The sequence below is a fragment of the Paraburkholderia phenazinium genome (assembly GCF_900142845.1).
GTDB lineage: Bacteria > Pseudomonadota > Gammaproteobacteria > Burkholderiales > Burkholderiaceae > Paraburkholderia > Paraburkholderia phenazinium_A.
In genome coordinates this window covers 3,055,349-3,078,126 of sequence record NZ_FSRU01000002.1, presented here as the reverse complement: position 1 = coordinate 3,078,126, position 22,778 = coordinate 3,055,349, and the positions used below count along the sequence as shown (strand labels likewise).

Annotated in this window: 18 protein-coding genes and 2 tRNA genes; 15 read left to right on the top strand and 5 right to left on the bottom strand. The window is 63.5% G+C overall.

Translation table 11 applies throughout. The features are described from left to right. Positions 1-566: 566 nt before the first annotated feature. Positions 567-642: transfer RNA gene (locus BUS12_RS30835), tRNA-Lys, on the bottom strand. Between the two features lie 201 nt (positions 643-843). On the opposite strand from BUS12_RS30835, the gene BUS12_RS30830 reads away from it, so the two are divergent. Together BUS12_RS30830 and BUS12_RS30825 are read left to right on the top strand one after the other, a co-directional pair. Further along, positions 844-1,248, top strand: coding sequence for a PaaI family thioesterase (locus tag BUS12_RS30830; RefSeq protein WP_074301124.1), 405 nt, complete (start codon positions 844-846; stop codon positions 1,246-1,248). 33 nt (positions 1,249-1,281) lie between these two features. Beyond that, the gene (locus BUS12_RS30825) at positions 1,282-2,148 is read left to right on the top strand and encodes a patatin-like phospholipase family protein (protein ID WP_074301123.1); all 867 of its coding nucleotides are present in this window, start codon (positions 1,282-1,284) and stop codon (positions 2,146-2,148) included. Between the two features lie 132 nt (positions 2,149-2,280). Here the strand turns inward: BUS12_RS30825 and BUS12_RS30820 are convergent, their stop codons facing one another. Next, on the bottom strand, positions 2,281-3,294 hold the full coding sequence (locus BUS12_RS30820; protein WP_074301122.1) for a D-2-hydroxyacid dehydrogenase family protein: 1,014 nt from the start codon (positions 3,292-3,294) through the stop codon (positions 2,281-2,283). A gap of 379 nt (positions 3,295-3,673) precedes the next feature. Between BUS12_RS30820 and BUS12_RS30815 the strand changes: the two genes are divergently transcribed. Further along, positions 3,674-5,530: a phosphoenolpyruvate carboxykinase (GTP) gene (locus tag BUS12_RS30815; RefSeq protein ID WP_074301121.1), complete on the top strand. Its 1,857-nt coding sequence runs from the start codon at positions 3,674-3,676 to the stop codon at positions 5,528-5,530. Between the two features lie 339 nt (positions 5,531-5,869). Next, a complete protein-coding gene (locus tag BUS12_RS30810) occupies positions 5,870-6,967 on the top strand; it encodes a LysR family transcriptional regulator (RefSeq protein ID WP_074301120.1) in 1,098 nt (365 codons plus the stop codon). Positions 6,968-7,230: 263 nt separating this feature from the next. Here the strand turns inward: BUS12_RS30810 and BUS12_RS30805 are convergent, their stop codons facing one another. From BUS12_RS30805 to dprA, 3 genes are all read right to left on the bottom strand, one after another. Continuing rightward, on the bottom strand, positions 7,231-9,900 hold the full coding sequence (locus BUS12_RS30805; RefSeq protein WP_074301119.1) for a DNA topoisomerase III: 2,670 nt from the start codon (positions 9,898-9,900) through the stop codon (positions 7,231-7,233). Positions 9,901-10,141: 241 nt separating this feature from the next. Further along, positions 10,142-10,519 carry a thioredoxin family protein gene (locus BUS12_RS30800; protein WP_074301118.1) on the bottom strand — a complete coding sequence of 126 codons (378 nt, stop codon included), beginning with the start codon at positions 10,517-10,519 and terminating at the stop codon, positions 10,142-10,144. A gap of 94 nt (positions 10,520-10,613) precedes the next feature. After that, positions 10,614-11,876: a DNA-processing protein DprA gene (gene dprA / locus BUS12_RS30795; protein ID WP_074301117.1), complete on the bottom strand. Its 1,263-nt coding sequence runs from the start codon at positions 11,874-11,876 to the stop codon at positions 10,614-10,616. A gap of 245 nt (positions 11,877-12,121) precedes the next feature. Between dprA and def the strand changes: the two genes are divergently transcribed. From def to queE, 11 genes are all read left to right on the top strand, one after another. Next, positions 12,122-12,625 carry a peptide deformylase gene (gene def / locus BUS12_RS30790; RefSeq protein ID WP_074301116.1) on the top strand — a complete coding sequence of 168 codons (504 nt, stop codon included), beginning with the start codon at positions 12,122-12,124 and terminating at the stop codon, positions 12,623-12,625. A 31-nt stretch (positions 12,626-12,656) separates the two neighbouring features. Further along, complete coding sequence (gene fmt / locus BUS12_RS30785; protein WP_074301115.1) at positions 12,657-13,640, top strand: methionyl-tRNA formyltransferase; 984 nt, start codon at positions 12,657-12,659, stop codon at positions 13,638-13,640. Between the two features lie 198 nt (positions 13,641-13,838). Further along, positions 13,839-14,480, top strand: a complete 642-nt coding sequence (locus BUS12_RS30780; protein WP_074301114.1) for a LysE family translocator — start codon at positions 13,839-13,841, stop codon at positions 14,478-14,480. A 107-nt stretch (positions 14,481-14,587) separates the two neighbouring features. Then, entirely contained in the window at positions 14,588-15,445 is an 858-nt protein-coding gene (gene htpX / locus BUS12_RS30775) for a zinc metalloprotease HtpX (protein WP_074301113.1), read from the top strand. Between the two features lie 177 nt (positions 15,446-15,622). Then, positions 15,623-17,056: a 16S rRNA (cytosine(967)-C(5))-methyltransferase RsmB gene (gene rsmB / locus BUS12_RS30770; protein ID WP_074301112.1), complete on the top strand. Its 1,434-nt coding sequence runs from the start codon at positions 15,623-15,625 to the stop codon at positions 17,054-17,056. Then, positions 17,053-17,643, top strand: a complete 591-nt coding sequence (locus BUS12_RS30765; RefSeq protein WP_074301111.1) for a DUF4390 domain-containing protein — start codon at positions 17,053-17,055, stop codon at positions 17,641-17,643. The genes rsmB and BUS12_RS30765 overlap by 4 nt, the downstream gene beginning before the upstream one ends. Further along, positions 17,633-20,050: a sensor histidine kinase gene (locus tag BUS12_RS30760; RefSeq protein WP_074301110.1), complete on the top strand. Its 2,418-nt coding sequence runs from the start codon at positions 17,633-17,635 to the stop codon at positions 20,048-20,050. Before BUS12_RS30765 ends, BUS12_RS30760 begins: the two co-directional genes overlap by 11 nt. Beyond that, positions 20,051-20,740 (top strand): response regulator transcription factor EsaR, encoded by a 690-nt coding sequence (gene esaR / locus BUS12_RS30755; RefSeq protein WP_074301109.1) that lies wholly within the window; start codon positions 20,051-20,053, stop codon positions 20,738-20,740. Positions 20,741-20,851: 111 nt separating this feature from the next. After that, positions 20,852-20,927: transfer RNA gene (locus BUS12_RS30750), tRNA-Phe, on the top strand. A 403-nt stretch (positions 20,928-21,330) separates the two neighbouring features. After that, positions 21,331-22,065 (top strand): 7-cyano-7-deazaguanine synthase QueC, encoded by a 735-nt coding sequence (gene queC / locus BUS12_RS30745; protein WP_074301108.1) that lies wholly within the window; start codon positions 21,331-21,333, stop codon positions 22,063-22,065. A 73-nt stretch (positions 22,066-22,138) separates the two neighbouring features. Then, a complete protein-coding gene (queE, locus tag BUS12_RS30740; protein WP_074301107.1) occupies positions 22,139-22,771 on the top strand; it encodes a 7-carboxy-7-deazaguanine synthase in 633 nt (210 codons plus the stop codon). Positions 22,772-22,778: the final 7 nt, after the last annotated feature.

Genomic DNA, 22,778 nt, shown 5'->3' with positions numbered 1-22,778 from the left:
CCTCAGCAGGTATGACGTGCCGGAAAGACACAAACGCTAAAGCGACGCGAGTGGACACGCGCGTGAAAACGTCATCGCAAATGGTGAGATCGGATCGGAGATGCACGTCTCGTAAAACTGGCGAGGACGCTCACCAGTTGGGGCTCATCTTCGAGACCTGACGCGATGTCCTCCAGGAGGCTACACCGTATTCGTCATACGAATTGTCAAGATTTGACAACGTGTTGAGTCAAGCGGAAATTGCTTTCCATCTCAATCGCAGTACTTAGCGATTGTGAATTCTGCGTTTGACCAGATGGGAACGAGGCGTAGCGAATTTGGCATGACGGCTGGCCGTCGGTCGCGTGTAACGAAACCGCAGAGCGAAGAAACCGCGACGTTGAAAGAAGGGAGTCGAAAGATCAGGCCGTTTCTGGACGCGGAACATCGCCGGCGCCAAAAAGCTCGCGCATGAACGCAACGCAGTTGCGTCGACGTATCGACCAGAATTTGTCTGAAGGGTGCCAACACGGCCGTAAGAAAGCAAAAAGCCCAGTCACGAGGACCGGGCTTTTTACATGATTCTTTGGTGGGGCGTGAGTGACTCGAACACTCGACCTACGGATTAAGAGTCCGCTGCTCTACCAACTGAGCTAACGCCCCCAACAGACTGCGAATTATGCAGAAGTTTTTTTAACTTGCCAAGCCCCCGTTCGCAGATTTCTTAAAAAAATTCGTGTCGCCCTGATGACAGACCTCCACGCGCCCCCTGAAGTCCCCAAAACCGCGCAATTTCTACCGTGCCGGTATCATGTCGCCACACCATGCCGCGAGACGCCTCACGTGGCTTACCGGGGACCGACGATGGATGACAAAGCGATAGCTGAACTGCTCGACCGCGTGCTGGCCCCGTGGGTCCGCACGCTTGCGCTGACCCCGGTGAAAGTCGATGAGGAGAGCGCCACCATGCGGCTGCCGTTCTCCGGTGAACTGCGTCACTCGGGCGGCGTGATCTGCGGCCAGGTCTTCATGGCGGCGGCCGATACGGCGATGATCGTCGCCATTTCCGCGGCGCTCGACGGCTTCAAGCCCATGACCACGGTGTCGCTAAACATCAGCTTCATGCGCGCGGTGCGCAAGGGCGACGTGCTGATCACCGCCCGCGTGCTGCGCATGGGCCGCAATCTGGCGTTCGGCGAAGTGGAGCTGTTCGATGAGGACGGCAAGATGGCGGTCCACGCCACCACCACTTACGCGCTGCTCTCGTAAGCGCGGCAAGTCGCATTCCAAGGGAAAGGAACAATGTTCGATCAGGTCGTATTCGCGGGCGGCGGCAATCGCTGCTGGTGGCAGGCGGGATTCTGGGACATCGTGCAGCCGGAACTGAAAATCCGGCCGCGCGTGATCACCGGCATTTCGGCGGGCGCAGCCACCGCGTGCATGCTCTACACGCGCGATTCCGACTGGGTCATGCGCTATTACGAAGAGGCGCTGCGCCACAATACCAAGAACGCGTACTGGGGCAATCTGCTGCGCGGCGAATCGGTGTTTCCTCACTACCGCATCTACCGCAAGGCACTGCTCGACATCTACGGCGACAAGTTCGCGAGCCTCGCCCAGGCGCCCGAGATCCGTATCGGCGTATCGCATCTGCCGCGCTGGCTCGGCGCTCGCAGCGCTGTCGCGGCGGGCCTGATCGCGTACAACATCGAAAAGTACGTGCGCAAGACGCTGCATCCGACGCTGGGTCAGACGCTCGGCTTCCATCCGGAATTCGTGCGGGCGCAGGATTGCGCCACGGTCGAGGACCTCGCGGACCTGATCCTGCAATCGTCCTCGACGCCGCCGTTCACGCCGGTTTTGCGGCGCAACGGCCGACCGGTGCTGGATGGCGGGATGGTCGACAACGTGCCGGTCGGCGCGCTCGATGAAACGCCCGGCAACGTCCTCGTGATGGTCACGCGTCTTTATCCGCGGCCGCAGATGTTCGTCGTGCCGCATGGCGCGCAGCAACGCCTGTACGTGCAGCCGTCGCGCAAGGTGCCCATTTCGAGCTGGGATTACACCAGCCCGTCGCAGATGCAGCACGCGTACAACCTCGGTCGCGCGGACGGCGAGCAGTTCTTGCAGCGGATCCCCCAGTTGCTCGAACTGGCGGTGCACGACTGACTGCGACCGACCGACCGACGGCTAAGGCACATCCCGCCCGGCGCCTCAACCGTGACCGTCACCTTCATCTGCGTGCATCAAAGCTGAGCGTGCGTTGCCTCAGCCTCAGCCCCGCCCCAGCCCCACAAACCGCTACCGCCGACGCCCACCCTGCAGCGCTTCCGGATTCGCCACGCTTGACGTATCCCCACCGTCGAACGCCAGAATGTTCTTGAACGCCGCGCTGAAATACAGCTCGTAGCTCTCGCGCTCCACATAGCCGATGTGCGGCGTGCAGATCACGTTTTCCATGCGCAGCAGGCTGTAGCCCTGCAAGATCGGTTCGCTTTCGAAGACATCGATCGCCACCATCCCAGGCCGGTTGCGCGCCAGCGCATTCACCAGCGCGTTCTCTTCCAGCAGCTCAGCCCGGCTCGTATTTACGAGCAGCGCCGTGGGCTTCATCCGCAGCAGGTCTTCCTGCTTGACGATGCCGCGCGTGTCGTCGTGCAGGCGCAGATGCAAGGACAGCACGTCGCTCTGCTCGAACAGCGCTTCACGGCTCTCGGCCACGCCATAGCCGTCGGCGCGCGCCGCTTCGAGCGTCGTGCCACGGCCCCACACCAGCACGTCCATGCCAAACGCCTTGCCGTACCCCGCCACCAGACGACCGATCTTGCCGTAGCCCCAGATACCCAGGGTCTGACCACGCAACACCTGGCCCAGGCCGAAGTTCGGCGGCAGGGCCGACGTCTTCAGCCCCGACTGCTGCCAGGCTCCTTGCTTAAGGTTTGCTACGTATTGCGGGATGCGCCGTTGCGCGGCCATGATGAGTGCCCAGGTCAGCTCGGCCGGCGCGATCGGCGAGCCGCTGCCTTCCAGCACGGCGATGCCGCGCTCGGTACAAGCGGCCAGATCGATATGGCTCGATACCTTGCCGGTCTGGCTGATCATGCGCAGATGCGGGAGTTTATCGAGCAGTTGCGAGTTGATACGGGTGCGTTCGCGGATGAGCACCAGCGCATCGACCTCCGACAGACGGCTGGCCAACTGACCGAGGCCGCGCACGGTGTTGTTGAACACCTTGACGTCATGGTCGGCGAGCAACTGAAAACAGTCGAGCTTGCGGACGGCGTCCTGGTAATCGTCGAGGATGGCAATCTTCATAGTATTGGTGTTTTGCGACGCACCATGACGGTGCGGAACGGAGTGTTAAGCTTGCTGTCCCACCATGTGAGGTAGATCACACGCTGGTTTGGATGGATGCCTTATCGTAGAAAGTGCCGCACAGACGGCATGACCACGCAAACGGCATGAGTTGAGAACGTTTTTAACAGTTTGTTGCCGCTCGATGCAAGCCGCTTTACAGACGGTTGCAAGGGCTGCTGGCGGAGGGTGCCAGGCAACAGGCTGTATGGCCCATCACGACCTGCACAATCGTGCGCCAGCCCAGGCTGGCGCGACTGGATTGCCGCCTCTCGCAGCAGCGTCGCTGGGCTCGTACCGTTTTTCTTTTTGCTTACACAAACGAAACGGAGACAGCTCGATGAATCATCCCGCCTTTGCCGGAATTTCCGCCATTGAGGCTCCCGCCTGGGTCAAAAACCGCAAGCTGATCGACTGGGTCGAACGCGTCGCTGCGTTGACCAAGCCCGATCGGATCGTCTGGTGCGACGGCTCGGAGGAAGAATACGACCGGCTTTGCGCCCAGATGGTCGCGGCCGGCACGCTAAGAAAGCTCAATCCGGCCAAACGTCCGAACTCGTATCTCGCCTGGTCCGATCCGTCGGATGTGGCGCGCGTCGAAGACCGCACGTTTATCTGCTCGCAGCGTCGCGAAGACGCTGGCCCCACTAACAACTGGATCGCGCCGGCGGACATGCGCACGACGCTCGACGACCTGTTCGACGGCGCCATGCGTGGCCGCACGATGTACGTCGTGCCGTTTTCGATGGGTCCGCTCGGCTCGCCCATCGCGCATATCGGCGTGGAACTGAGCGACAGCCCGTACGTGGTGACCAACATGCGCATCATGACGCGCATGGGCCGCCAGGTGTACGACGTGCTCGGCGCCGACGGCGACTTTGTGCCGTGCGTGCATTCGGTGGGCGCACCGCTCGCCGAGGGGGCGCAAGACGTGCCGTGGCCGTGCAACGACACCAAATACATCGTCCATTTCCCCGAGCAGCGCGAGATCTGGAGCTATGGCTCGGGCTACGGCGGCAACGCCCTGCTCGGCAAGAAATGCTTCGCGCTGCGAATCGCTTCCACGATGGGCCGCGCCGAAGGCTGGCTCGCCGAGCATATGCTGATCCTCGGCGTCACCTCGCCGGAAGGGCGCAAGCATCATGTGGCGGCGGCGTTTCCGTCGGCCTGCGGCAAGACCAACTTCGCCATGCTGATTCCGCCGGAGGGCCTGAACGGCTGGAAGATTTCGACGATCGGCGACGACATCGCGTGGATCAAACCGGGCAAGGACGGCCGCCTCTACGCGATCAACCCGGAGGCCGGCTACTTCGGCGTGGCGCCCGGCACCAGCGAAAAGACCAACTTCAACGCCATGGCGACGCTCAAGGAAAACGTCATCTTCACCAACGTCGCTCTGACCGACGACGGCGATGTCTGGTGGGAAGGCATGACCGACGAAGCACCGGCGCATCTGACCGACTGGCAAGGCAAGGACTGGACGCCGGCCATCGCGAAGGAAGCCGGCCGCAAGGCGGCTCATCCGAATGCGCGCTTCACGGCGCCGGCCTCGCAATGTCCGTCGATCGACGCGGATTGGGAGAACCCGGCCGGCGTACCTATCGACGCGTTCATCTTCGGCGGCCGACGTTCGACCACCGTGCCGCTCGTCACCGAAGCGCGCAACTGGGTCGAAGGGGTTTATATGGCCGCGACCATGGGCTCGGAGACCACCGCCGCGGCCGCCGGCCAGCAGGGCGTGGTGCGGCGCGACCCGTTCGCCATGCTGCCGTTCTGCGGCTACAACATGAGCGACTACTTCGCGCACTGGCTGAAAACCGGCGAGCGGCTTGAACAACTGAACGCGAAGCTGCCGAAGATCTTCTGCGTGAACTGGTTCCGCAAAGGCGCGGACGGCAAGTTCGTCTGGCCGGGCTTCGGCGAAAACATGCGGGTGCTGAGCTGGATGGTGGGCCGCATCGAAGGCGTAGCCCAAGGTGAAGAGCACGCGTTCGGCGTCTCGCCGCATTACGAGGATATCGACTGGAGCGGCCTCGATTTCACCCGGGCGCAGTTCGACACGGTGATCTCTGTCGACGACGCGGCTTGGCGCGCAGAACTCGCCTTGCACGCGGAGCTCTTCGACACACTGCAGCAAAACCTGCCGCCGGCGCTGCGCGAGGCCAAAACGGCCCTGGAAGGGCGACTCGCTACCTGATCATGTGAGTGCTCACTCCGTTAAACAAGACCGCCTCCGGGCGGTCTTTTGCTTTCTGCGATACGCTGAGCCTGTCGCGCACATTTTCGACGCAACTGCGACACCGCTCTCTGTTCCGGCAATGAACACAGTGCTAGCTGCAGCGCACCATATTGTTTCCCTAACAGGAACAATGGACTCTCGGGCACGACACTGGGAAGTACGGTGATACGAAATCTATGAAAATTAACCATTCTTGAGCAACTTCTGCACGATTTGGGGAGTCGTAGGAGAATTCGCAGTTCGCTTCACTGGCCAAACCGGTTTGTCAGGAAGCTGTAACACGGCAGGAGTTGTCTTATGGATCATTTGCAATCGATGCGAGTTTTCGTCCGCGTGGCGGATCTCGGCAGTTTTGCCCGCGCGGCCAGCGCAATGGATATTTCCAACGCAGTGGCCACCCGCCATGTAGCCGATCTCGAAGGCCGTCTCGGTACCCGCCTGCTCAATCGCACAACCCGCAGCCTTTCGCTGACTGAGTCAGGCCAGGTTTATCTGGAACGCGCCCGCCAGATTCTCGACGAACTGGAAGACGTCGAGCAGATGGTGGTGGCGCGCAATCACGAACCCGTCGGCACGCTGCGCATTGTCGCGCCGGTGGTGTTCGGGCTACACAATCTTGCGCCGGTGTTGCAGACCTACGCCGAGCGCTATCCGAAAGTCATTCCCGACGTGACGCTGGTTGACCGCCAGGTCGATCTGGTCGAAGAAGGTTTCGATGTGGGCGTTGTCATCGCGCGGCAGATGCGCAGTGCGAGCATCGTCACGCGGCGCCTGACAACGGGCTGCATGACGGTGTGCGCGACGCCCGCGTATCTGGAGAAGCACGGCACGCCGACGCGCCCTGAGCATCTGCTGGAGCATCCGTGTCTGTCCTTGCCGTCCGAATACTGGGGCGACGAGCGGGTCTTCACAGGTCCGGAAGGCGAAGTGCGGGTGCGGCCCACCAACGTGATCGTCGCGAACAACACCGAAATGCTGCGTCAGTTCTCGCTGCTCGGGATGGGCATTGCGATCCTGCCGAGCTATCTGATTGGCCGCGATATGACGCGTGGCCGGCTGGTGCGTCTGCTTGGCGAGTACCGTTTGCCGCAGGTCGAAATCAACATTGCGTACCCGAGCCGCCGTCACTTGCCGGCCAAGGTGCGCACGTTCATCGATCATCTGGTCGAGCATTTCAGCCAGACCCCGAACAGCCTCCTTGGTGAGCAATGGATCAAGGACGGTCAGCCGCGCCCTGGTTTGGCGTCCGGTCTGGATTCATCGGACATCGCGCCGCCCGAAGCGTTCGATGGCGCGGAGCCGCTGTCGCGGTTGCTGGATAGCGAGCTGTCGCCGAAGCTGCCTGCAAAGGCGCCGTCGTCGCGGGCACGGCCGGCTGCGTTGTCGCCGCTTTGATGTCTTGATTCAATGGCGCGGTGGTTTGTACCGCGTGCCGGACGAGCCGCTAGTAAAAAAGGCGCTGCCACTTTAAAAATGGCAGCGCCTTTTGTTTCGATGCGGTGAACGTGCCTCGTTTTTGGCTTTGACCGATAGCCCGGTTCTAGTCGGCAAAAAAAGGCGCGGCCCACTGAAGCGGCTACGCCTTTTCTGTTCTGCCGTGACGGTCGTGCGGGCAGAGGGCGCTCGAGCAAGCGGCCCCGCCCCGTCACGGCGTGGGGTTACGAGCCGGTCTTGCGAACCGCGGCCTTCTTTGCAGGCGCTTTCTTGGCGGCTGCCTTTTTCGCGGCTGGCGCCTTCTTCGCTGCAACCTTCTTGGCCGGCACGGTCTTCTGCGCTACGCCGCCGTCCCCTTCGTCTTCATCGTCCGCTTCCGGTGCGGCTTTGGCTGCAGCTTTGGCCGCCGCCGTTTTGGCTGCGGTTTTCGCCGACGGCTCTTTCTTCTCGAACTCGAAGCCGATCTTGCCGTCGCTCTGCTTGACGAGGAACGCCTTGAAGTTGCGGCCGGTGCGCGACGACTTGAAGTTCGTCAGCAGATCGGTGCGTCCTTCTTCCAGCAGCTTGCCCATCTGCTCGCGCGTGATTTCCTGCTGGAGGATCACCTTGCCTGAGCGGAAGTCGCAGGTCTTCGGATTGGCAACCGAGTTCTCGCAGACGTAGCTCATGCCGTGTTCGTACACACGCGCCTGGCATTTCGGGCACGCGCCCACCGTTTGCTGTTCGGAGAAGTCCGGCACTTCGCCGTCTTCGCCGCCGGAATCCTGACCGAAGTCGAATTCGAGCTTGTAGTTCTTGATCTCGTCGTCGAGCGACAGCTTCAGGATCGCCGAGAACGGCCGGCCCATCTTGCTGCGGAAGCCGGACAGCGGTCCGATGGTCTTGTTCTGCAGCAGTTCTTCGACTTCCGGAATTTCGAACTGACGGCCACCCGGAATCTTCGAGATGGAGAACTCGCACTTCGAGCACGCGAAGCGGCGGTAGTTTTCCTTCACCTGACCGCCGCAATTCGGACACGGCGTTTCGAGCGTCGCGTAATCGCCCGGGATGGTATCCGAGTCGTATTCCTTCGCGCGCTTGACGATGGTCTGCGTCATGCGGGCGATTTCCTGCATGAACGCGTCGCGTGGCAGGTTGCCGCGCTCCATCTGCGAGAGCTTGTATTCCCATTCGCCGGTCAGCTCGGGCGCGGTCAGTTCCTTGACGCCGAGGCCGCGCAGCAGCGTCATCAACTGGAATGCCTTGGCGGTGGGGATCAGATCACGGCCTTCGCGGATCAGATACTTTTCGCCGAGCAGACCTTCGATGATCGCCGCGCGTGTCGCCGGCGTGCCGAGACCCTTCGCGGCCATGGCTTCGCGCAACTCGTCGTCTTCGACCAGCTTGCCCGCGCCTTCCATGGCCGACAGCAAGGTGGCTTCGTTGTAGCGCGCCGGTGGCTTGGTGACGAGTTGCTGGGCGGCGATCTTGTCCGTTTTGACCTTCTCGTCCTTCTGCACCGGAACGAGGTTGGCGTCTTCACCGCTGATCTCGCGGCCGTAGACCTGCAGCCAGCCCGGCTCGACCAGCACCTTGCCTTCCGTCTTGAAGTGATGGCCGACCACTTCCGTGATCCGCGTGGTCACCCGGTATTCGGCGGCGGGGAAGAACACCGACAGGAACCGCTTCACGACCAGGTCGTAGAGCTTCTGTTCCGGCTCCGACAGATTCTTCGGCGCCTGCAGCGTGGGGATGATTGCGAAGTGATCGCTGATCTTCGAGTTGTCGAAGATGCGTTTGTTCGGCTTCACCCAGCCCTTGTCGAGCACCTGCTTGGCGAACGGCAAGTAGTTGTTGCTTTCCTTGAGCATGCCAAGCGTCTGCTTGACCGTGTCCATATAGTCTTCAGGCAGCGCACGGGCGTCGGTACGCGGGTACGTCAGCACCTTGTGCCGTTCGTACAGTGCCTGGGCCAGACCCAGCGTGTTCTTCGCGGAAAAGCCGAAGCGGCCGTTGGCCTCGCGCTGCAAGCTGGTCAGGTCGAACAGTGCCGGCGACAGTTGCGTGGTCGGCTTCGATTCTTCCGTCACCGTGCCGATCTGGCCGCGGCAAGCCGCGACGATCGTTTCGGCGGCGGGCAACGCCCACAGGCGCGAATCGCGTTTTTCCGGGTCGAACTCGTCGCGCTTGAATTTCGGGTCGAACCAGCGGCCTTCGTAGAAGCCGGCGGCGCAGACGAATTCCGCTTTCACTTCCCAGTAGTCGCGCGGCACGAAGCGGCGAATCTTCTCTTCGCGCTCGACCACGATCGACAGCGTCGGCGTCTGCACCCGGCCAACCGTGGTCAGGAAGAAGCCGCCACCCTTGCTGTTGAACGCCGTCATGGCGCGCGTACCGTTGATGCCGACCAGCCAGTCGGCTTCGGACCGGCAGCGGGCTGCGTCGGCGAGCGGTTGCATTTCCTCGTCGCTGCGCAGACGGGCAAAGCCGTCGCGGATGGCGGCGGGGGTCATCGACTGCAGCCACAGGCGCTGGACTGGCTGTTTGGCCTTCGCGTGCTGCGCGATCAGGCGGAAAATCAGCTCGCCTTCGCGCCCCGCGTCACATGCGTTGATCAGCCGTTCGACGTCCTTGCGCTTGAGCAGCTTGGTCAGCACTTTCAGCCGCGACTCGCTCTTTGCGATGGGGTTGAGGTCGAAATGCGGGGGGATGACGGGCAGATTGGCGAAGCTCCATTTGCCACGCTTGACTTCGTATTCTTCGGGCGCGGCGATTTCCAGCAAGTGGCCGACTGCCGAGGAAAGGACGTAATCGTCACTTTCGTAGTATTCGTCATGCTTGGTAAAACCGCCCAAAGCCCGCGCGATGTCGTTCGCGACGGAAGGCTTTTCGGCGATGATCAGTGCTTTGGACATGACTGGATTTGAGTTGGTGGATCCGGGTTTAGGCCCTGGGTTTGCGACCCCTAGGTTTGCGACCCATTAACGACCGCTTTATAGCACACGGCGCCGTGCGGGCGTGTCAAGTGCCATAAAAAGCGGGCCATCATAAATGCGTGTCTATATATTGAGCAAGCGGCGGCGGACGCCCTGCAGCATGCCTGCAACGCCCGTGCCGCAGGGCAGCGCGGCTAAAGCGCTGCCAAAAATACGCCGCTTAGGCGACCGCGAGAGCCGGCCGCAGCTTGGGCGCACCGGTCACGCCGGGTAGCGCGGTCAGATCGGCCAGCATCCGGTCGACGATGGCCGCCTGCGGCAGTACCGTGCCAAAAAAGCGCGTGGTCACACCGTCCTCTATCAGGATCGTAGGAAAATTTTCTACGTCCAGGTCGTCAAAGCGATCCGCGTGGGTCTCAATATCGATCCACGCGAAACAGATTTCCGGATGCTTGTCCGCCAGCCGGTCGAACGCATCCCGATATTCCCGGCAGGTCCCGCACCACTCCGCGCACAGGCAGGCCACGAAAAGCGTTTCGTGGTCGTTGACGCGCTCGGCGATCCGGTCTTGGTCGGTGTCGAGGTTCAGCGCGGGCATGTGGGTTCCTTGCGTACTTTGTCAGGTGCTTTGGCGCGAATGTAGCATGGCCCGTCGCCTGTCGGGATTGACCATGCTCAGCCGCGGCTCGCGCTTAACGGTGAGTTACTCGCGCAAAACGGCCGCCGGGTAGGACCGTCAGACGGCCGGCCAGTTCGAGTTGCAGCAACGTGCTTTGTAACGTGGCGTCCTGCATGTCGGTGCGGGCGGCAAGAATTTCAAGCGTCGCTGGCGCGTGGCCGAGGGCGGCGAGCAGCGTTTGCGCTTCCGGGCCGAGATCGGCTTCGGCAACGGTTTGATGAGGGGACGCGGCCTCCGGTGCGGCTCTGGACGGTGTCCCGGTGGCAGTCCCAGCCGCAGTACCAACCGCTGTCCCGGCCGCACCCCGAGACGTGCCGTTAGGCCCCGGTTTTGCCGGAATGCTGTCCCACGGCATAGGCCCGGCCGCACGGGCCGGCGGCGGCACAAAACCCAGTTCTTCGAGGATTTCCTCCGGCGTCTCCACGAGTTTGGCGCCTTGCTTCAGCATTCTGTGGCATCCACGCGACAGTGGCGCGTGGATCGAGCCCGGCAAAGCGAAGACGTCTCGCCCCATTTCGTTGGCGAGCCGCGCGGTGATCAGCGAGCCGGAGCGCATTGCCGCCTCGACTACCAGCACCCCCCCTACCAGTCCGGCGATCAGGCGGTTGCGCTGCGGAAAGTTGGCGGCGCGCGCGGGCGTGCCGAGCGGCCATTCGGAGATGATCGTGCCGGTGGTCGCGATTTGCCGCGCGAGCGGCTGATGGGCGGCCGGGTAGACGAGGTCGGCGCCGGTTCCGATCACCGCAATCGTGCCGCCGCGGCCCGCCAGTGCCCCACGATGCGCCGCACCGTCGATGCCCAGCGCGAGCCCCGAGACGACCACGAGCCCCGCTTCCGAGAGCGCGCGGCTGAAGCGCTCGGCGTCCTCCACTCCCTGCGGCGTGGCGCTGCGACTGCCGACCACAGCGATCCCCTTTGCATGCAACAGATCGAGCCGGCCTTTTATATATAGCAGCGAGGGCGGGTCGGGCATGGTCAGGAGGGCGGGCGGGTAGACCGGGTCGTCGAGCGTCACGATCGCGTTGCCTTCCTGCTCGCGCCACATGAGTACGGTATCCAGATGGCGCGCGAAGTCGGCGCCGGGCGGGGTCAGCGCGGCGCGTGCCGAGGCTTCGTCGGTGGCGGCGGCGAGCAGTGCGAACGGCTGCCCGAGGATGGCCTCCGGCAGGCCGAACGCGTTGAGCATCGCGCGTAGCGCGCCGGGTCTGAGCCCCGGCGCTATCGAAAGCCGCAGCCAGGCGGCGAGTTCGTTGTCGGTTGTAGGCAGGGTGTGCATTGCGTGTCAATCCTCCAGCACGGCCAGCGGGCAGGCGGCCGCCATGCTAAAATTTTCATCATCCGAAATAACTGCAGCGCCGCGCCTACCCGCGCGGGCTCGTCGTTGGCGCGTGATTGGCGCGTTGAATCGAACCGGTTCGACACCACCTATCCTCGGCGTATCGCGACGGCCCCACAAGCTGGCCGAATGGCCAGCGTCGCGACTTTCCACCCGTGAGCGGCGCCTAAAACCAAATCAAGATCATGGCTTTACTGAACATCATCAATTACCCGGACAAGCGGCTGCACAAGATTGCCAAGCCGGTCGAAGCGGTCAACGACCGTATCCGCAAGCTCGTCGCGGACATGGCCGAGACGATGTACGCGGCACCCGGCGTCGGCCTCGCGGCCACCCAGGTGGACGTGCATGAGCGTGTCATCGTGATCGACGTGTCGGACGCGCACGACGAACTGCACGCCTTCATCAACCCCGAGATCATCTGGTCGAGCGACGAGAAGATGATCAACGAAGAGGGTTGCCTGTCGGTGCCGGGCATTTACGACAACGTCGAACGCGCTGAGAAAGTGCGGGTGCGCGCGCTCAACGAAAAAGGCGAAACCTTCGAACTGGACTGCGAAGGCCTGCTCGCCGTGTGCATCCAGCACGAGATGGATCACCTGATGGGCCGTGTGTTCGTCGAGTACCTGTCTTCGCTCAAGCAAACGCGTATCAAGAACAAGATGAAGAAGCTCGCCCACGCGATGTAATGCGCGCCCACATCGCCTACCGCCCCCGTACATGAGCCATTCGTTGCGCGTCATCTTTGCCGGTACGCCGGAGTTCGCCGCGGCGGCGCTAGCCGCTATCCACGAAGCCGGTTTTCCCGTGCCGCTTGTGCTTACGCAGCCCGACCGCCCGGCCGGGCGCGGCATGAAACTGCAGGCCAGTCCGGTGAAGCGCTACGCCGAAGAGCACGCTCTCGCGGTCGCGCAGCCGCCGTCTCTGCGCCGTAATGGCAAGTATCCGGTTGAAGCGACGGCTGCGATCGACCTGCTGCGCACCACCCCGCACGACGTGATGGTGGTCGCCGCCTACGGCCTGTTGTTGCCGCAGGAAGTGCTCGATATCGCGCCGCACGGCTGCATCAACATTCACGCGTCGTTGTTGCCGCGCTGGCGCGGCGCCGCCCCGATTCACCGTGCCATCGAAGCGGGCGACACCGAAACCGGCATCACGCTGATGCAGATGGACGCCGGCCTCGATACGGGCGCGATGATCTCCGAAGCGCGCACGCCGATTCACGACGACGACACCACCGCGACGCTGCACGACCGTCTGGCAGAGTCGGGCGCGCGCCTGATCGTCGAGGCGCTGGTCGAACTCGAACGCAGCGGGAAACTCGTGGCAACACCGCAGCCCTCGGAAGGCTTCACCTATGCCGAGAAAATCGGCAAGCACGAAGCCGCGCTCGACTGGCGGCGCCCTGCCGTTGTTCTGGCACGTCAGGTTCGCGCGTTCGACCCGTTCCCAGGTGGCGTGGCCACGCTTGACGGTACCTCCCTGAAAATCTGGTCCGCTGTGCCCGTTGAAGCCGCGGGCAACGTGGAAGCGGGGACGATCCTCGACGTTTCGCCGGAGGGCGTCGTGGTGGCCTGCGGTGAGGGCGCGCTGCGTCTCACGCAACTGCAGAAGCCTGGCGGTAAGCGCTTGCCGGTACGGGAATTCCTGGCCGGCTCGACGCTCGTCTCGGGACAGCGTTTCCTGCTACCGGAAGTACAGTAACAGGCGTCCCGTCACGCTCGCTATAGACCGTTCGGCCGACTCCCGCCGCATGCTCTCGGCGCGTTAGAATCGCCCATGCAACGTGCCTGTTTCCAGGCGCCCGCCACCCGAAACCCGGTGCTTCGCGCGAGGCGCCCGAGGGGACTTCCTGCGGGGTGAAAAACGTACGGTTGCTCAGCGTTTTCCAGAGAGGATTGGATGTTCGGTATCACCCATTTCGGATTTTTCGTCGTCGCGGTCTTCCTGCTCAACGTCACGCCAGGGCCGGACACGGCCTATATCGTCGGGCGTAGCGTCGCGCAAGGACGTGGCGCGGGCCTCGTGTCGGCGCTGGGCATTTCCGCCGGCTGCTGCGTGCATTCGCTTGCCTGCGCGTTCGGCTTGACCGCGCTGCTGGCCGCGTCGGCAACCGCGTTCACGGTGATCAAGTTCGTGGGCGCGCTGTATCTGATCTATCTTGGCGTGCGTCTGGTTTTCGCCAAACCCGCCGCAGCCGAGACAGCAGGCGCTGCCCGCGCAACCGGTGCGCCGAAGTCGCTGCGCCAATTGTTCCTGCAGGGCTTCTGGACCAACGTCCTGAACCCGAAGGTGGTGCTGTTCTTCGTGTCCTTCTTCCCGCAGTTCGTCACCACCGGCAGCGATCACAAGGCGCTGGCTTTCCTGACGCTTGGCGTCGTCTTCCTCGTCATGAGCACGGTGTGGAACAGTTTTGTCGCGTGGATCGCGGGCAGCGTCACACAACGTTTTTCCGGCAAACCCGGCGTGAAGCGGTGGCTGGATCGCGGCGTCGGCAGTGCATTCGTCGGACTCGGCATCAAGCTCGCCACAGCATCGCGCTAATTGAATTTTCCTTGTCTGCCCATATCTAACAATAAGCTTACAGACAGTTTCGCCGCCGGCAGGCGGTATTGGATATGAACCCGCATTCGGGGCAAGGAGTGGTGAACATGTTTAACTGGGTCAAAACCGCGATGTTGATGGCCGCGATCACGGCCCTATTCATCGTGATCGGCGGGATGATCGGCGGCTCGCGCGGCATGATGATCGCGCTGGTGATCGCACTCGGGATGAATTTCTTCTCCTACTGGTTTTCGGACAAGATGGTTCTGCGCATGTACAACGCGCAGGAAGTGGACGAAAACAGTGCGCCGCAGTTCTATCGCATGGTGCGTGAGCTGGCCACCCGCGCCAGCCTGCCTATGCCGCGCGTCTACCTGATCAACGAAGACGCGCCGAACGCGTTTGCCACCGGCCGCAATCCGGAGCATGCGGCCGTCGCCGCGACCACCGGCATCCTGCGCGTGCTGTCCGAGCGCGAGATGCGCGGTGTGATGGCGCACGAACTGGCGCACGTGAAGCACCGCGATATCCTGATTTCCACCGTCTCCGCCACGATGGCGGGCGCGATTTCCGCGCTGGCGAACTTCGCGATGTTCTTCGGCGGGCGCGACGAAAATGGCCGCCCGGCGAATCCGATCGCGAGCATCGCGGTGGCATTGCTCGCGCCGATTGCCGGTGCGCTGATTCAGATGGCCATCTCCCGCGCGCGTGAGTTCGAAGCGGACCGTGGCGGCGCGCAGATTTCCGGCGACCCGCAGGCGCTCGCGGCGGCGCTCGACAAAATCCATCGTTACGCGAGCGGCATTCCGTTCCCCACGGCTGAGGCACATCCGTCAACCGCGCAGATGATGATCATGAATCCGCTCGCGGGCGGCGGTATTGCGAATCTCTTTTCGACGCACCCGGCCACGGAAGAGCGCATCGCGCGCCTGATGGAAATGGCGCGCACGGGGCGCTTCGAGTAAGCGGGCCTGGGTGCGGCTACCAGGCCAATGAGCGATCGGGAAGGGCGAGCTCCAACGGGTTCGCTCTTTTTGTTGGGGCATCCACTCCGGCACCACTCGGCGGCCCGCCTACCCACCCAAGCTACAATGTGTGCTGTTTGCGCCGCGCGTACCGTGCGGCCTGCTTTTACCTTCTTCATGACTTCAAAGCCTTCCGCGCGTTCCGTTTCACCGTCGTCGCGTCCGCGTGAATCACGTCTGTCGACGCTGCATCTCGCGCCCGAGTCGCTGGGTTTTGCGCTCGACTGCGCGGCCCAGGCGGTGGGTGCGGTGCGCGTTGGCTCGGCGCTCCCCGCCGCGCTGCAGTCGGTCTTCGTCTCCGCCCCCGAAGGTAGCGCTGCCGCGGCGCGCGGGGCCGTGCAGGACATCTCATACCGGACCATGCGGCGTCTGGCCACGGCCGACTGGCTGATCGCGAAGCTGGTGAAAAAAGCGCCGCCGCCGCACGTCGCCAACCTGCTCGCCTGCGCGCTGGCCTTGCTCGTCGACACCGAAGAGGACGCCGCTTACGCGCCGTTCACCGTCGTCGACCAGGCCGTCAACGCGATTGCCGCGCGCCGTGAGCTCGCGTTCGCCAAAGGCCTCGTCAATGCCGTGCTGCGCAGCTTCCTGCGCGAGCGCGAGACGCTGTTGAGCGCAGTACGGGACGACGAGGTCGCGCGCTGGAACTACCCGGCCTGGTGGATCGACGCGGTACGCCGCGCCTGGCCCGACCGCTGGCAGAACCTGCTTGCAACCGGCAACACGCAAGGACCGCTGACGCTGCGTGTCAACGCGCGCCGCTCCACGGTCGATGCCTATCTGCAGGTGCTGCACGATCACCATATCGACGCCACACGCGCTGGCGACGACGCTGTGCGCCTCGCCACGCCCATGCCGGTGGACCGCATCCCCGGCTTCGACGACGGCGTGGTCTCGGTGCAGGACGCCGGCGCCCAACTCGCCGCGCAGTGGCTCGGTGCGCGCGACGGCATGCGCGTGCTGGACGCCTGCGCGGCACCTGGCGGCAAGACGGGGCATCTGCTCGAGCGGGCCAATCTCGAACTCGTCGCGCTGGAAAGCGACGCGACACGCGCCCGCCGCATCGGCGAAAACCTGCAGCGGCTCGGCCTCACGGCCGAGGTTCGCATCGGCGACGCCGGCGCGCCGGCGAAGTGGCACGACCCGCTGGACCGCCCCTTCGACCGCATTCTGGCCGACGTGCCGTGTTCGGCGTCGGGCATCGTCCGGCGTCACCCGGATATCCGCTGGTTGCGGCGCGCCGCCGACATCCCCGCGCTCGTCGCCGAACAGCGGCGGATTCTGGCGGCACTTTGGCCGCTCGTGAAGCCAGGCGGCGAATTGCTCTACGTTACGTGCTCGATCTTTCCCGAAGAAGGCGAATTGCAGGCGCAGTGGTTTGGAGACAAGTACCAGGATGCGGTACGATTGGACGCGCCGGGGCAACTGTTGCCCACAGCGGCCCGCGCGCCTGCCGACGCCCCGGAGGGTTCCCATGCCGGAGCCGACACCGGCACCGGCTCGAACCCAGATCACGACGGATTTTTCTACGCGCGCTTTCAGAAACGGTGACCATCAAACGCTTCTTTTCGCTTCGGCTCGTGGCCGTGCTCTGGATTGTGCTGGCCTTTTGGCTGAGCGCGCCGGGCGTGGCGTATGCCGATTCGATCGCGGTGCAGCGCGCCTCCCTGCAGTCGGACGGCGGCGGCTGGAGTCTCGATGCGCGTTTTGACTTCGAGCTGAACAGCAACCTCGAAGATGCCGTCAACAAAGGTATTCCGCTCTACTTCACGACCGATTTCGAACTGAGCCGGCCACGCTGGTACTGGTTCGACGAGCAGCCGGTGAGCGTGTCGCAGAGCATCCGCCTGTCGTTTCAGCCGCTCACGCGCGAGTACCGCGTGTCGACGGGCGGTTTGCAGCTCGGCTTCAGCACCCTGAAAGACGCGCTCGCGGTGATCCAGCATGTGACGTCGTGGCACGTGATCGACCGCAATCAGGTGCAGAACGGCGAGACCTATTCCGCCTCCGTGCGCATGCAGCTCGACATCGCACTGATGCCCAAGCCATTCCAGATCGACGCTGTGAACAACCGCGACTGGAATCTCTCTTCCGACTGGAAGCGTTTTACTTTCACGGTGACCGAACGTGCTAAATAAAGTACGCGGCACCACCAGCGTCAGCAGCATCGTCGTTCGCGTGCTGGTGTCGACGGTGGCGGTCACGGCCGTCCTGCTGCTGGTGTTGCTCGCTGCGGCAAGCGCCAACACCGAGTTCTTCGACCGTTACTATCAATGGCTGTACGCGGCCAACGTGGCCGTCGCGCTGATCTTCCTGATGGTCGTGACGGCGCTAGTCCTGATCATCATCTACCGGCTGCGCAAGGGTAAGTTCGGCACGCGGCTCCTGGCCAAGCTCGCCTTCTTCATGGCGCTGGTCGGCGTGGTGCCGGGCGGGATCATCTACGTCGTGTCGTATCAGTTCGTCTCGCGCAGCATCGAGTCGTGGTTCGACGTGAACGTCGAGACCGCGCTCACGTCCGGGCTGAACCTCGGGCGTGGCATGCTCGACGCATCGCTGTCGGACCTGCAAACCAAGGGCCGTCTGATGGCCGAGCAGTTGGCCAGTGCGGACGCCGCTGGAACGACGCTCACGCTGCTGCGCTTGCGCGATCAGTTCGGCGTGCAGGATGCGACGATCGTCGAACCGGTGCGCAGCATGTCCGGCGCGGCGCCTGAGATGCACGTGGTGGCGCAGGCCTCGGGTAACTACGTGACGCTCGTGCCCAACGACTTGCCCACGCCGATGATGATCGATCAGGCGCGCGGCCACGGTTTTGCCGCGATCGAAGGTGAGGTGGACGGCGATCCGAACGCGAACGGCGGCAAGGGCGTGTTGCGGCTGCGGATCGTGCAGCGCATTCCGGATTCGAACGCGTCGTTGCTGCAGCCCACGGAGCGCTTCCTGCAACTGACGCAGCCGGTGTCGCCGTCGCTCGCCCGCAATGCCGACGCCGTGCAGCGCGCGTATCGCGAGTACCAGGAAAAGGCGCTCGGCCGCACGGGTCTGCGCAAGATGTATATCGGCACGTTGACGCTCGCGCTCTTCCTCGCCACCTTCATTGCGATGATGCTGGCGCTCGCGCTCGGCAATCAGCTGGCGCGGCCGCTGTTCCTGCTGGCGCAGGGCACGAAGGAAGTGACCGAGGGCGACTACACGCCGAAGCGCGAAATCAAGTCGCGCGACGAGCTGGGCTTTCTTACGCAGTCGTTCAATGCGATGACGCGGCAACTCTCCGAGGCGCGTGCCGCCGTGGAAAACAACCGCATCGCGCTCGAGCATTCCAAGGCCTATCTGGAAAGCATTCTCGCCAACCTGACCGCCGGCGTGTTCGTGTTCGACCGGCAGTTCCGCCTCACCACGGCGAACCGCGGCGCCGAGCGGATCTTCCGCCAGCAGTTCCAGTCGGCGCTCGGTGCGGCGCTCGACCGCATCACCGTGCTGAGCGATTTCGGCGCGATGGTGCGCAAGGCGTTTGCGGATCGCGAGGCGGCGAGCGGCGACGGTCACGACGACCGCGGTCACTGGCAACAGCAGTTCTCGGTGCAGGTGTCGGGCGAGACCGAACCGCTGACGCTGCTGGTACGCGGCGCGCGGCTCGTCTCCGCCACGGATCGCGACGCTGAGGACATGCAGACTTCCGGCTACGTGGTGGTGTTCGACGACATCTCGGACGTGATCTCGGCGCAGCGCTCGATCGCCTGGGGTGAAGTGGCGCGGCGTCTCGCGCATGAGATCAAGAATCCGCTCACGCCGATCCAGTTGTCGGCCGAGCGCCTGCAGATGAAGCTGGCCGACAAGCTCACACCGTCCGACGCCGATGTGCTGAAGCGCGGCGCGACCACCATCGTCAATCAGGTCGCGGCGATGAAGCAGATGGTCGACAGTTTTCGCGACTACGCACGCACGCCGCCGGCGGTGCTTGCCAACCTGCAGTTGAATGAGCTGGTGAGTGAAGTACTCACGCTCTACGGCATTGAAGAGGGCAAGAGTGCGATCCACGTGGAGCTCGCCGCGCTGCCGGTGATTCGCGGCGACGCCACGCAATTGCGCCAGGTGATCCACAACCTGCTGCAGAATGCGCAGGATGCAGTGGCAGAGGCGGGGCAGCCACGTGTGCTGCTCGAGACGAGGACAGTAGAATATGGCGATCCCGACGCGGAAGGCAAAGTGCGCGTCGCGGTGCGTCTGACCGTATCGGATAACGGACCGGGCTTCCCCGCACGCATCCTGACGCGTGCATTCGAACCTTACGTGACGACCAAGGCCAAAGGAACAGGGCTCGGTCTCGCGATGGTCAAGAAGATCGTCGACGAACACGGCGCGCGAATCGACATTCGCAACCGTTTGAAAGCGGGCGATGTGATCGAGGGTGCGCAGATTTCGATCCTCTTTCTTCAATTGGCAGACGATGATGTAGCGGCGCCTGGGGCAGGGCCGCGAGCGGCGCATGGCAACGCGTCGCAGGGAACGACAAAAGCAACAGTGCAGACAAGGGCAGCGTAAATGGCAACCATCCTGGTGGTAGATGATGAAATGGGCATCCGGGAATTGCTCTCGGAGATCCTGAGCGACGAAGGGCACGTCGTGGAGGCCGCGGAGAACGCGCAGGAAGCGCGTGAGTTCCGGCTGCGCCAGGCCCCCGACCTGGTGCTGCTCGACATCTGGATGCCCGACACCGATGGCGTCACGCTGCTCAAGGAATGGGCCGCGCAGGGCCTGTTGACGATGCCGGTGATCATGATGTCCGGCCATGCGACCATCGACACCGCAGTCGAAGCCACCAAGATCGGCGCGCTCAATTTTCTCGAGAAGCCGATTGCGTTGCAGAAGCTGCTGAAGGCGGTCGAACAGGGTCTCGCGCGCGGCAACCCCGCGCCCGCAGCGCCGGGCGCTGCGCCGAAGCCGGCGCAGCCGGTGAGTTCGGCGGCGGTGGCTTCGGCTGCGTCGTTGCCGATGCTCGCTAACGACAATATCGGCAGTGGTGCGCTGGCGGCGCAGACGGCGTCGATCTCGTTCGACATCCCGTTGCGCGACGCACGCGACGCCTTCGAGCGCGCGTACTTCGAGTATCACCTCGCGCGCGAGAACGGCAGCATGACGCGCGTCGCCGAAAAGACGGGGCTCGAACGCACGCACCTGTACCGCAAGCTGAAGCAGCTCGGCGTCGATCTCGGCAAGAACAAAGGGGAGTAACGCGCTGGCGGACCCGGACTCCCCAAAAGGTGTCCCATTCCGCCAGGCAAAAATTTTGAGAAGGGGGCTTGAGCAGTCGAAAACCCTTTGATATACTCTCGCTTCTTCGTTGGCCCGGTAGCTCAGTTGGTAGAGCAGCGGATTGAAAATCCGCGTGTCGATGGTTCGATTCCGTCCCAGGCCACCAGGATTCAGCCCCAGGAACTCGCAAGATTCCTGGGGCTTTTCCTTTTCTGACGGGTGCCGGGCGTTGCGGTTGTCGTCGATGCATGCGGCGCCGGTTCGCAGCGCTACGCGGCGGCATTGGGCGTCGCATGATAAAATCGCGCCAGTTCAAGGACTTGCTGCGTTCGCCTGACAAGTCCTTTGTCGTTTTTCGGGGGGAGCGCCGGCTACTTTCCGGCGGCGCGGCACCGCGCAACCACCCCTGCGTCCGACGATCAGCGGTATAAGCGCCAGCGACTCTGCACGCGGAAGGCGCGGCCTATACTGCTTGAGCCGGCTGTCACGCCGGCACGCGTCGCGCCGCGTTGCTGCATGGCGCACACCGCGCAGCGCGACGTGGCACTCATCATTCACGGAGTTTCACGGTGATCCGCAAAGACGCTAAAAGTAGCGCTCTAGTGCTGTTTTCCGGCGGTCAGGACTCGGCCACGTGCCTCGCCTGGGCGCTCGAACGATATGAAACGGTCGAGACACTCGGCTTCGACTACGGGCAGCGGCACCGGGTCGAACTGGAGTGCCGTGAAGGCTTTCGCGACGCCGTCGCCCGGGCTTTTCCGGCGTGGGCCGCGCGCCTCGGCGACGATCACATGATCGACCTGTCGGTGCTCGGTTCGATCAGCGATACCGCCATGACGCGCGAGATCCAGATCGAAGCCGCGGCCAGTGGTTTGCCGAATACCTTTGTGCCGGGCCGCAACCTGATGTTCATGACGATCGCCGCGGCGATTGCCTATCGGCGCGGCTTGCAGGTGCTGGTAGGCGGCATGTGCGAAACGGACTTTTCGGGCTATCCCGACTGCCGCGACGACACGATGAAGGCGCTGCAGGTGGCGCTCAATCTCGGCATGGACAGCCGCTTCGCGCTGGAAACGCCGCTGATGTGGCTCGACAAGGCCGATACGTGGCGCCTCGCGCACGAACTGGGCGGCGACGAGCTGGTCGAGCTGGTGCGGGTCGAGACGCATACGTGCTATCTCGGCGAGCGTGCCGAGTTGCATGCGTGGGGTTTCGGCTGCGGCGAATGTCCGGCGTGCCGCTTGCGCAAGCGCGGCTACGAGGCCTATCTCGCCGGCGAGAACGTCACGGAAGCACCGGTTTGAACCGTGCGCCCCCGGGTGATCCGTGGGGCGGCGGCAACTTTAATCAGGCACGCTGTGCCAGGCAGAAAGCAGCATGACGTACGCGGTCAAGGAAATCTTCTACACATTGCAGGGCGAAGGCGCGAATGCCGGCCGCCCGGCGGTGTTTTGCCGGTTCGCCGGCTGCAATCTGTGGTCGGGCCGCGAGGAAGACCGTGCAGAGGCGGTGTGCCGCTTCTGCGATACGGACTTTGTCGGCACGGACGGCGAGAACGGCGGCAAGTACCGCAGCGCCGCAGACCTGGTGGCGATGATCGCCGCGCAATGGCCGGAAGGCGAGGGCGAGCGCTTTGTCGTCTGTACCGGCGGCGAGCCGATGTTGCAGATGGATCAGCCCTTCGTCGACGCGCTGCACGCCGCCGGTTTTGAAATCGCCATCGAGACCAACGGCTCGCTGCCGGTGCTCGAGACGATCGACTGGATCTGCGTGAGCCCGAAGGCCGACGCACCGTTGGTGGTCACCAAAGGCAACGAACTGAAAGTCGTGATTCCGCAGGACAACCAGCGCCTGTCGGAGTACGCGGCGCTCGACTTCGAATATTTCCTCGTCCAGCCCATGGACGGCCCGTCGCGCGACATCAACACGAAACTCGCGATCGACTGGTGCAAACGCCATCCGCAATGGCGCCTGTCGATGCAGACCCACAAGTATCTGAACATTCCCTGATTTGCCG

Excerpts from the sequence above, each read along its gene's own strand:
- BUS12_RS30830 (WP_074301124.1), top strand. The coding sequence starts at position 844 with ATGGATGACAAAGCGATAGCTGAACTGCTCGACCGCGTGCTGGCCCCG.
- BUS12_RS30825 (WP_074301123.1), top strand. The coding sequence starts at position 1,282 with ATGTTCGATCAGGTCGTATTCGCGGGCGGCGGCAATCGCTGCTGGTGG.
- BUS12_RS30820 (WP_074301122.1), bottom strand. The coding sequence starts at position 3,294 with ATGAAGATTGCCATCCTCGACGATTACCAGGACGCCGTCCGCAAGCTC.
- BUS12_RS30815 (WP_074301121.1), top strand. The coding sequence starts at position 3,674 with ATGAATCATCCCGCCTTTGCCGGAATTTCCGCCATTGAGGCTCCCGCC.
- BUS12_RS30810 (WP_074301120.1), top strand. The coding sequence starts at position 5,870 with ATGGATCATTTGCAATCGATGCGAGTTTTCGTCCGCGTGGCGGATCTC.
- BUS12_RS30805 (WP_074301119.1), bottom strand. The coding sequence starts at position 9,900 with ATGTCCAAAGCACTGATCATCGCCGAAAAGCCTTCCGTCGCGAACGAC.
- BUS12_RS30800 (WP_074301118.1), bottom strand. The coding sequence starts at position 10,519 with ATGCCCGCGCTGAACCTCGACACCGACCAAGACCGGATCGCCGAGCGC.
- dprA (WP_074301117.1), bottom strand. The coding sequence starts at position 11,876 with ATGCACACCCTGCCTACAACCGACAACGAACTCGCCGCCTGGCTGCGG.
- def (WP_074301116.1), top strand. The coding sequence starts at position 12,122 with ATGGCTTTACTGAACATCATCAATTACCCGGACAAGCGGCTGCACAAG.
- fmt (WP_074301115.1), top strand. The coding sequence starts at position 12,657 with ATGAGCCATTCGTTGCGCGTCATCTTTGCCGGTACGCCGGAGTTCGCC.
- BUS12_RS30780 (WP_074301114.1), top strand. The coding sequence starts at position 13,839 with ATGTTCGGTATCACCCATTTCGGATTTTTCGTCGTCGCGGTCTTCCTG.
- htpX (WP_074301113.1), top strand. The coding sequence starts at position 14,588 with ATGTTTAACTGGGTCAAAACCGCGATGTTGATGGCCGCGATCACGGCC.
- rsmB (WP_074301112.1), top strand. The coding sequence starts at position 15,623 with ATGACTTCAAAGCCTTCCGCGCGTTCCGTTTCACCGTCGTCGCGTCCG.
- esaR (WP_074301109.1), top strand. The coding sequence starts at position 20,051 with ATGGCAACCATCCTGGTGGTAGATGATGAAATGGGCATCCGGGAATTG.
- queE (WP_074301107.1), top strand. The coding sequence starts at position 22,139 with ATGACGTACGCGGTCAAGGAAATCTTCTACACATTGCAGGGCGAAGGC.